Genomic DNA, 9,888 nt, shown 5'->3' on the forward strand with positions numbered 1-9,888 from the left:
GGTTGATTCCTGTCCGGCACGCTCAGGCGAGCAACTGTGCCCAATTGATCGAGCTGTTTTCGCCCAAGGTAAAGCCTTTGCCGGTCAGGGCGAGGTTGGCGTTGTAAGCCGGATCCTGCGCGAACGCATCACTCCATGTCTCACGCAGTGCCGCCAGTGCTTGAGGGGCTTCTGGCAACGCGCCGGTATGCAGCACCTGCACCGAAGGCGTCCACACAGTAAGGAAACCGTTCTGACCGGCCTTGAGGCACAGGTCGACATCGCTGAAACCGTCAGCGAACGTCACTTCGTCCAGACCGCCGAGGGCGTTGAACAGCTCTTTGCGCACCATCAGGCAAACCTTCGACACAGCCGAGAAGTTCTGCTCGACAGCCAAACGCTGCATGTAGCCCCCGGCCGCGTGTTTTTCGCCGATGAACGCCGAACCCACACCCTCGTTAAAGCCTAGAATCAAGCCGGCCTGGGAGATCTTGCCGTCGCGGTCGACCAGTTTGGCGCCGACGATGCCCACTTCCGGACGTTGGGCCTGGTTGAGCAACGAGTCGATCCAGTTCGGGTTGACGACTTCGCTGTCAGCGGCCAGCAACACCAGATAATCGCCTCGCGCCTGCTCGCTGGCGGCGTTATACAACGCCACTTCACCGAGCGTTTGATCGGCACGCAAGACATTGACGCGGGGATTGCGCAACTGACCCAGCCAGTCGTTGACCGCCGCCGAATGATTCGGATTGGCCGCCACCAGTAATTCATAACGGCTGTAGCGGGTTCTGAGCAGCACACCCTCTACGCAACGGCGTAGCGCTGGCAGGTCATCACTGGCCGGCACAATGATCGACACCATTGGCAGTTCGGTATGCCGATAATCGACCTGCCAAGTGCCTGGCAGCGACGAAGTGACCTTGGCGTTGTAGCCGCGATTGCCCAAATGACGCAGCAGCGCCAGACGCTCATGGGCATTCTCTTGCAGCGCAGCGGCCTGGGTGATCAACAGCGGCTCGTCGAGGTGCGCCAGACCGCCGAGACCGCCCTGTTCAATCAGGCGCAACAACAGGTCAAACTCCAGCGCCTTGCTGAAATCGGCCTGATAACCGCCCGCTTCAAGGAAAACGTCGCGTCGAATCAGCCAGTGGCGCGCCATCAGCGACGGAACGCTTTGCAGCAAATCGAGGTTGAAACCTGGGCGGAACACATCCGCCAGCGCGCCGTCTTCAGTGCGCTGGATTTCATCGGTGGCCACCGCGCGAAGATCCGTGGCTGACATTAATTCCAGGCCAGCGCGCAACAGGCCGCCGGCGGTGAATTCATCGCCCGCATTGGCCAGCAACAACCAGTCGCATGGAGACTGCGCGGCACTCTGGTTGAGTTTGTCGATGAAGTTGCCCGACGTGACCCGAACAAAATGCAGAATATTTTGCGCGGTGGTCGCAGTCTGCGGCTCGCCCGTGGTGAAGACCACGATCTTGAAGGCTTTGCTGTGCCCTTCGACGAGGCTGTCGAGGGTGATTTGCAGCTTGTCGACGTCGTTGTCCAGATCCAGCAGGAAAATGCCGAATTGTGGTCCGCCATTGTTCGCCGCCAGATGCGCGGCAATCAACCCGGCCTGTTCAGCACTCGGTTTGCGGGCTGCCATCCAGTCGAGCAAACGGCCTGAAAGCATCTTGTTGAAGATCGGGTAATGATCGACGCCAGATACGCTTTCAAGACTGGCGCCCCAATCAGCCATTTCCTGCGCCTGATCTTCCTCGCCGAGGACCTGCAGTTGTTCGGCCAGGCGCTTGACCACGCGACGGTTGAACACGTTTCTGTCATGGGCCTGCCACAAACGGTCGAGGACACTTTCCGCCGTATCGTTATTGCGCGACTGCAGCAGGTACTCCTGCCGGGTCCAGATGCCTTCGAGTTTTTCCAGTTGAATACGACCAGCCGGCATCGCGTGCAGCAGAAATTCGAACTGGGTCAGCAAGTCAAAAAAGCGCTGGTTGTAGAACGGCATTTCGACGTACTGCCGTGGCCCGAATTTGCGCTCCGGGGCCTTGGTCAGGGGGTTCCAGGTCGACTCGAAAATCACCTCGGCCGTCAACGCTCGCCCTGTGACCAGGCTGTCGGTCATGGCCGCGAAGCTTTCCAGAGCAAACGCCTTGCGCTGCGCCTGATCGAGATCCTTGATAGCGGTCGGCAGCGACGCGAGGAATTCAGCGAAGGCTTCGCGCTCGGCCACCGACTTGGAGTCGGTGTACGACAGCGCGTGATACACCTCGGTGTTGTGGTCGGAGAAACCGACGTTGATCTCGCGCACGACATAAGGGATCGGCAGGATGCGCGCCTTGGCGTTCGCCAGCAGGAAATAGCTGTGGCCGATCTCCTGCCATTCGAAACTGGTGCCCGCCGGCAATGCCGCGTACCAGTCCTGGATGATCGAGGTACGGCACACGCCGTAGAACGGCGGTATGTACTGATGCATGAAGTCGAGTACGCGATCCTCGGCACGCTCCGAGGCGTAGTCTTCGCAGACTTTCTTGTCGCGACGGTAGTAGGTGACGCTGCCTGCCAGCGCCAGGTACATCAGGCAGTAGCCGTGGCACAAACCATAGTCGCGGTTCGCCTCCAGGAAGTTGACCGATTCAGCCAGCGACTCGTGCAGGATGAAGTCGTCGTCGGCGGCGAATACCATATAAGGCGTGGTCAGTTGGGCAACGCCGTAGGTCAGTTTGGCCTGCATGCCCCAGTAGGCGAATTGCGGCAGATGCTGATAGTCGACCGCGGAAAAATCACCTTCCGGACGCTCGGGAGAAGAGTCCAGTACCAGGACTTTGCAAGGCAGGGTGCTGTAGTACTTCAGCGCCCGGCGCAAAAAAGCCGGACGGTTATGGGTAATCAACACCACCGTCAGCAACTCGCTCAGTGGCAGCGCGTGTTCAGAACCGTAATTGCCTTGCATAACTTCTCCCACAACCGGCGAAACCGCCCGATAAATACTTTGATGATGGTGTCGATTGACTTAACGAATGCGGCGCAGATAGCCATCCGACGCGACGGTGATCAGCAGTTTGTCTTGCATGGCCTGATCGATCTCGAAGTCAGCGTTCTCTTTGAGGTACGCCCAGACGGCGGTTTTCGGGTTGTCACCCGGGCCCCATGGACGATCCGGGAAGGCATCGGCCGGCATGTCTTCGACCACGGTGTCCATGACCACGCAATAGCTGTCGACCGACACCAGTGGTGCGTAAAAACGCAGCTCTTGGAGGACGTGCTCGTGGGTGTGGTTGGAATCGAGTACCACGATGACTTTCTTGCCAGCCGCCGCTTGACGCACCTGCTCGACCACCGCCGGATCGAGGCTCGAGCCTTCGATCATGCTGATGCGTTTGATCATCGGGTGGCTTTCGATGGCTTCACGGTTGTGCGCACGAATATCGCGATCAATGCCGAGCACTTCGCCGTGGCCCTGCAATTCCAGCAGCGAGGCGTAGTAAATGATCGAGCCGCCGTGGGCAATACCGCACTCGATTACCAGGTCCGGCTTGATCCGCCAGATCAATTCCTGCATCGCCATCATGTCTTGCGGCAGCTGGATGATCGGACGACCCATCCACGAGAAGTGATAGGTGTACTTGTGCTTGGCCGACTGGTTGTAGAACGCCTGGGCCAGCGCTTTCAGGTCCTTGTCCTGGCCTTGGGCAGTCACTTCGGCCTGGCACTCCGCCTCGAAGGCTTTGATTACGTTATCGCTCATTGTCCGGTCTCACTGAAAAGTCATTTGATAATCACGCTGCCAAAAGGCATTCGCCTGGAGCGCATCAATCGATGCGTTGCGCCCCGAGTAACTGTTGTAATCGGTCGACCACGGCCCAGAACGCCAAGGGTTCGTGCATCGGGTAGGGGTAGTGCCCCAGGTTCAAATCGATCGAAGCACCGCGCTCGCGCAGGCGTTGTTCGACCAGTGTTCTTACCGAAACCGGCTTTCCGCTTGCGCAATTGATCACGCCGTTGAAGTCGGGTTTGTGCAGGATCGCGGCGAGGTAACCGGCAGCGTTTTCAATGGCCAGAAAATCGCGCAACTGCTCGCCGGCCGACATGTTGAACGTGGACTCACCGGCATCGATTGCGCGATCCAGTGCCGCCAACAGACTGTTGCGGTTCTGCCCTTCGCCATGCAAATAGAACAAACGCGCCCACTGCAAGGTGAACGATTGTTCCTGCTGCAGATTCTGCAAGAACAAGTGCAGTGTGTGTTTGGCCAGACCGTAGGGATTGCTCGGCTGCGGCTCGGTGCTTTCGCTGAGCGGGCCGCTTTGCATGCCGTATTCGAAACAGGTGCCGGTGACCAGCACCTGCTGCACGCCCGCCTCGACCGCGCTTTTGATAAAGCGATAATCGGCCATCAGGTTGTGCTCGAAATGGAACAGCGCCCGATAGTTCGGCAAGCCCGGCCAGGCCAGATGCGCCAGCGCGTCGATGCCATCGGTCAACGCATGGATATCGAGATCGGCGGCGTGAATATCCGCGGCGATGAACTCGACGTCGTTGATCCACGGCATGCCTTGCGCGGTTTCTGCGTTACGCGCCACGGCGCGAACATCGCAGCCGCGTGCCAGCAACGCCGCGACCAGATGGCGGCCGACAAAACCGGTAGCCCCCGTGACCAGAACCTTCACAGCACTTTCAACTCAGGCACGGCGATCACGAAGCGGCCGTCCCACTGACGCACTTGTGCCAGTTGCTGACTGACTTCATGCAGCAGGTTCCACGGCAGTACCAGCACGTAATCCGGTTGTTCGATATCGATCTGCGCCGGCGCCACAATCGGGATGCGGCTACCCGGCAGGAATTTGCCCTGCTTGTGCGGATTGGCATCGGCTACCCAGGCCAGCAGGTCCGGTTTGACCCCGGCGTAGTTGAGCAAAGTGTTGCCCTTGGCGGCCGCGCCATAACCGACCACACGTTTACCGTCAGCTTTGGCCTGCAACAGAAAGCGCAACAGTTCGTGCTTGATGCGTTCAGCGGCAGGCGCGAGGCTGGCGTAGTACTCGGCGGTTTTCACCCCGGCATCCAGTTCGGCTTGCAACTGTTGTTGCACCGCTGGTTGAACCGCGCGGCGTTCACCATTCTTGCGCTGGACGAACACGCGCAACGATCCGCCATGCGTAGTCAGTTGGCTGACGTCGAACACTTCCAGACCATTGCGCTCACACAGGGTTTGCACGGCGGTCAGCGACAGGTAGGAATAGTGTTCGTGATACAGCGTGTCGAACTGCGCGCCGGCCATCAGCGTCAGCAATTGCGGGAATTCGAAAGTGGCCACGCCGGTCGGCTTGAGCAGCGCGGCGAACCCACCGAGGAAATCGTTGATGTCCGGCACATGCGCGAGCACGTTGTTGGCCGCCATCAGGTCGGCGCCCCAGCCTTCGCTTTTCAATTGTCCGGCGGTGTCGCGACCGAAGAACAGTTCGCGGATTTCCAGACCTTTCTCGCGTGCGGCTTGTGCGGTGCTGCGGGTCGGCTCGACGCCCAGACACGGAATGCCGCGAGCAGCCACGTATTGCAGCAGATAACCGTCGTTGGCGGCGACTTCAACCACACGGCTGTCGGCAGTCAGACCGAAGCGCTCAACCATCTCGGCGACATAGCGCTCGGCATGCGCCAGCCAGGTGCTGGAGAACGAACTGAAGTAGGCGTACTCGGCGTCGAACAGGCTGTCGGCGCTGGTGTAATCCTCGGTCTGTACCAGCCAGCATTGCTGACACACGGCGACCTTCAACGGCACCCACTGCTCGGCCTGTTCCAGGCGATCGGCGTGCACGTAGGCGTTGGACGGTGGCGAGGTGCCGAGGTCGATCAGCGGCAGACTCAGCGGTGCGGCGCACCCACGGCAGTTCATAGACGCACTCCAGCAAAGTGTTGATCGAGCGCGCGATGGCTGGAATCACGCACTGACAAATTATTGACAGGCAACGGCCAGGCAATCGCCAGCCGTGGATCGTTTACCGACAGACCGCCCTCATGCTCCGGCGCGTAATCGGCGCTGTGCAGGTAGAGCAATTCGGCGTCTTCGGTCAGGGTCTGGAAACCGTGGGCGAAGCCGGCCGGGATCAACAGGCTGCGGCCGTCACCGGCCTTCAGATGCTCGGCGTGCCAGTGCAAAAATGTTGCAGAATCGGGGCGCAGATCCACCGCCACGTCCCACACTTCACCGCGCAGGCAGGTGATCAGTTTGGCTTCCGGGGCGTTGGCGTTCTGATAATGCAGACCGCGCACACTGCCCTTCTCGCGGGTGCAGGAATGGTTGATCTGGCGGATATGGAATTCACTGCCGAACGCACTCAGGCTGCCTTCGCAGAACAACCGGGCGAAGTGCCCGCGCTGATCTTCGAAGCGTTTGTGCTGGACGCTGAACAGGCCGGCCAGCGGCAACGCCTGTAGGGAAAACTCGCTCACAGCGCGCCTCGGTACAGGTTCAATTGGCCGAGGGTGACGTTGCGCATGTCTTCGCCGTTCTGCCACGCCAGATGCCAGTCGAGGGTCTGGGCCAGGCATTGCTGCAAGGTCCAGCGTGGTTGCCAGCCGAGTACCTGGCGTGCGCGGCTGCTGTCCAGACGCAGCAGGCCGGCCTCGTGCAATTCGCTTTTTTCGATGCGCAGACCGCGCGCTTGCGGCCAGCGGCTGGCAAGCAGTTCGACCACTTCGCCAACGCTGCACATGTCCGCCTCACCCGGGCCGAAGTTCCAGGCACCGGCGTACGCCGGGCCCTCTTCGTAGAGGCCGGCAGCCAGTTGCAGATAACCGGCCAGCGGCTCCAGCGCGTGCTGCCATGGGCGTACGGCTTGCGGATAGCGCAGAGTCACCGGCTCGTCGGCGGTCCAGGCTTTGAGCACGTCGGGAATCAGTCGCTCAGGGGCAAAATCACCGCCGCCCAAGACGTTGCCGGCACGCGCGGTGGCCAGGGCCAGACCGTGTTCGGCGTATTTGTCGGCCGAGAAGAACGACGCCGCATAAGACTGCGCGAGCAACTCACAGCAAGCCTTGCTGCTGCTGTAAGGATCGTGGCCACCGAGGGCTTCGTCTTCGCGGTACGGCCACAGCCATTCCTTGTTGGCGTAGACCTTGTCGGTGGTCACCAGCACGCAGGCGCGCACGCAACCGACCTGACGAATCGCTTCGAGCAGGTTCAACGTGCCCATGACGTTGCTGGAGTAAGTACCCAGCGGATCGCGATAGCCTTCGCGCACCAGCGGCTGAGCCGCCAGGTGCAGAACGATCTCAGGCTCGGTGTCGGCGATGATTTCCAGCAGCGCGCCGAGATCACGCAGATCACCGCGCTGGTCATTGATGCCTTCGTGCACGCGCGCCAGTTCGAACAGGCTCGGCTCGGTCGACGGATCGAGGGAAAAGCCGCTGACTTGCGCGCCGAGGCTTTGCAGCCAGAGGGTCAGCCAACTGCCTTTGAAACCGGTGTGTCCGGTGACGAGGACGCGTTTGCCGCGCCAGAAATCCGCACTCAGTCCCATTGCTTCCATGGGGCCTCCCCGCTCTGCCACAGGGCTTCGAGATGGTTCTTGTCGCGCAGGGTGTCCATTGGCTGCCAGAAGCCATCGTGTTCGAAAGCTTTGAGCTGCTCATCCTGAGCCAGACGGGCCAATGGCTCGGCTTCCCAGGTGGTTTCATCGCCAGCGATATATGGCAACACTTTCGGCGACAGCACGAAAAATCCGCCGTTGATCCAACCGCCATCACCACGGGGTTTTTCGGTGAAGCCGAGAACCTGATCGCCCTGACGCTCCAGCGCACCGTAGCGCCCTGGCGGTTGCACGGCCGTCACGGTCGCAAGGCGGCCATGAGCCTTGTGGTATTCGACCAACTGACGAATGTTCAGGTCGGAAACGCCGTCGCCGTAGGTGAAGCAGAACGCCTCTTCATCCTTGAGGTAACGGCCGGCGCGCAGCAGACGGCCACCGGTCATGGTTTCCTCGCCGGTATCGATCAGGGTAACGCTCCACGGCTCACTGTAATTCTGGTGCACGTCCATGCGGTTTTCGCGCATGTTGAAGGTGACGTCGGAGGTGTGCAGGAAGTAGTTGGCGAAGAAATCCTTGATCGCATAACCCTTGTAGCCGAGGCAGATCACGAAGTCGTGTATTCCGTGAGCGGAATACTGCTTCATGATGTGCCAGAGAATTGGCTTGCCGCCGATCTCGATCATCGGCTTGGGCTTGAGGTGCGACTCTTCACTGATGCGCGTGCCAAGGCCACCCGCCAAAATTACTGCCTTCATCGTCTCCCCTCTTGTTCGTCACCGGGCTGCGCACAGCTTTCTTGAGCTGTGCGGGCCGTCTGGCTCAACCTTTTGCCGCTTCGGGCGCCGGTGGGATGACCGCTAGCGCTCGTTTTATGGCGATTTGAGGGGGACTTGCAGGAAACGCGCCAGCTCCATGAGTCCCGTGAAGACCGGGCTGCAAGGTAAAAAAAAGGGCAAACCCGATGATAATTATCAGGTTCGCCCTCCATGCCTGCACCTTCAATCCCGTTGCAGGATCGACAGTGCTCGATTCAGCGGTCAACCAAACATGGCAAACGCATCGCTATTGGCTGGCAGGTTGATGATTTGCCCGTTCGCCGTTTGAATTTGCTCAATGGTATCGAAGCCTGCGAACCAGCCCTTGAGCTGCACACCTTCCTGCGGCGTCGTGCCCGGTGCGAAACTCGAGCGATGCAGATACAGATCATCACCGACACGATCAATCAACAGTTGGGAACTGCTGATATACGACAGCACCAGTTTGTCCTCGCGGCTCGCGCCGTCATCCTGGATGGTCACAAGACCCGGGGTGCCGATTGTGTAAAGGTCGTTATCCTCGCCACCGTTGGCAAAACCGCTGGACTTCAACACCAGTTGATCGTTCCCCGCACCGCCAAACAATGCAAAGCCCAAGCCTGTACCGGTCAGCAGGTCACCATCCTCGCCACCGTCTGCCATGCCGTGAACCACGGTGATGACATCGCCACCGGCCTCGCCATACACGCGGCTTCCTACATCATTGCTTGCCGTGAAAATGGTGTCGTTGCCTTTGCCGCCATATATTGTGTCGGCCTGCGGCCCGTTGACCTGCCCGTCGAGGGAGAACGGCCCGATCGAGGAAACCAGTCCGCCGTAGAGGTAATCGTTGCCGTCACCACCGAAGATGATGTCATCCCCCAATCCACCTTCCAGGTAGTTGATGCCAGCATCGCCGGTCAGGCTGTCATTGAGGTGACTGCCCACGACACGCTCGATATTGCGCAATACATCGCCTTGCGCATCGCCACCCTCGTTGATATTGGTCAACAGGTTGATGGTCACCCCGCTAGTGCTGGTGATGTACATCGCCGTATCTTGTCCCTCGCGACCATCGATTACATCCGCACCCAAACCTCCGATGAAAACATCAGCGAGTCGGGAACCTGACAACGTGTCATCGAAGTGGCTGCCCTGAAAGAGTTCGATGCTGGCGAAAGTGTCGCTCGCGGCTTCTCCAGAGTTGACATTGCTGATGAGGTCGAGGGTGATCGCAGCGTCCGAAAACTCGTAACTGATCAGGTCCTGACCGGTGCCACCGTCAACGCCCATAGCGGCGGCGCCACCGTAGAAGATATCGTCGAGCCCCGAACCCTTGACCGCTTCGATACCGGTAAAGGTGTCCCCGGCACCGATACCGGAATAGACATTGGTTTTCAGGTTGATGACCATCGCCGCCGTGCTGTCGCTATAACTGACAGTGTCATAACCGGCTCCACCGATGAACTGGTCGGCACCCGCGCCACCGTACAGCGTGTCGTTGCCCGAACCGCCGGTGATGACGTTGTCGCTGTCGTTGCCGTAACCGATAAAGGCTTTGTCGCCGATATAGGTCAGAC

General features: G+C 59.7%; 8 protein-coding genes. All 8 read right to left on the minus strand.

The genetic code is table 11. The features are described 5' to 3' along the window. Positions 1 to 22: 22 nt before the first annotated feature. Positions 23 to 2,938 carry a glycosyltransferase family 2 protein gene (locus WA225_RS03055; RefSeq protein ID WP_422606820.1) on the minus strand — a complete coding sequence of 972 codons (2,916 nt, stop codon included), beginning with the start codon at positions 2,936 to 2,938 and terminating at the stop codon, positions 23 to 25. A gap of 60 nt (positions 2,939 to 2,998) precedes the next feature. Next, on the minus strand, positions 2,999 to 3,733 hold the full coding sequence (locus tag WA225_RS03060) for a cephalosporin hydroxylase family protein (RefSeq protein ID WP_422606821.1): 735 nt from the start codon (positions 3,731 to 3,733) through the stop codon (positions 2,999 to 3,001). Between the two features lie 64 nt (positions 3,734 to 3,797). Next, positions 3,798 to 4,655 carry an NAD-dependent epimerase/dehydratase family protein gene (locus WA225_RS03065; protein WP_422606822.1) on the minus strand — a complete coding sequence of 286 codons (858 nt, stop codon included), beginning with the start codon at positions 4,653 to 4,655 and terminating at the stop codon, positions 3,798 to 3,800. Further along, entirely contained in the window at positions 4,652 to 5,878 is a 1,227-nt protein-coding gene (locus WA225_RS03070) for a methyltransferase domain-containing protein (protein WP_422606823.1), read from the minus strand. The genes WA225_RS03065 and WA225_RS03070 overlap by 4 nt, the downstream gene beginning before the upstream one ends. Continuing rightward, a complete protein-coding gene (locus WA225_RS03075; protein WP_422606824.1) occupies positions 5,875 to 6,435 on the minus strand; it encodes a dTDP-4-dehydrorhamnose 3,5-epimerase family protein in 561 nt (186 codons plus the stop codon). Before WA225_RS03075 ends, WA225_RS03070 begins: the two co-directional genes overlap by 4 nt. Continuing rightward, entirely contained in the window at positions 6,432 to 7,514 is a 1,083-nt protein-coding gene (gene rfbG, locus WA225_RS03080) for a CDP-glucose 4,6-dehydratase (protein WP_422606825.1), read from the minus strand. Before rfbG ends, WA225_RS03075 begins: the two co-directional genes overlap by 4 nt. Beyond that, positions 7,496 to 8,269: a glucose-1-phosphate cytidylyltransferase gene (gene rfbF, locus WA225_RS03085; protein ID WP_422606826.1), complete on the minus strand. Its 774-nt coding sequence runs from the start codon at positions 8,267 to 8,269 to the stop codon at positions 7,496 to 7,498. The genes rfbG and rfbF overlap by 19 nt, the downstream gene beginning before the upstream one ends. Positions 8,270 to 8,551: 282 nt before the next feature. Beyond that, positions 8,552 to 9,888, minus strand: a 1,337-nt coding sequence (locus WA225_RS03090; protein WP_422606827.1) for a calcium-binding protein, incomplete at its 5' end; no start/stop codon positions are given.

This window comes from Pseudomonas sp. (genome assembly GCF_049300855.1).
In the GTDB taxonomy this organism is placed as follows: Bacteria; Pseudomonadota; Gammaproteobacteria; order Pseudomonadales; family Pseudomonadaceae; genus Aquipseudomonas.

What these genes read in the sequence shown, in the direction of transcription:
- WA225_RS03055 (WP_422606820.1), bottom strand. Translation starts at nt 2,938, where the DNA reads ATGCAAGGCAATTACGGTTCTGAACACGCGCTGCCACTGAGCGAGTTG.
- WA225_RS03060 (WP_422606821.1), bottom strand. Translation starts at nt 3,733, where the DNA reads ATGAGCGATAACGTAATCAAAGCCTTCGAGGCGGAGTGCCAGGCCGAA.
- WA225_RS03070 (WP_422606823.1), bottom strand. Translation starts at nt 5,878, where the DNA reads ATGAACTGCCGTGGGTGCGCCGCACCGCTGAGTCTGCCGCTGATCGAC.
- rfbG (WP_422606825.1), bottom strand. Translation starts at nt 7,514, where the DNA reads ATGGAAGCAATGGGACTGAGTGCGGATTTCTGGCGCGGCAAACGCGTC.
- rfbF (WP_422606826.1), bottom strand. Translation starts at nt 8,269, where the DNA reads ATGAAGGCAGTAATTTTGGCGGGTGGCCTTGGCACGCGCATCAGTGAA.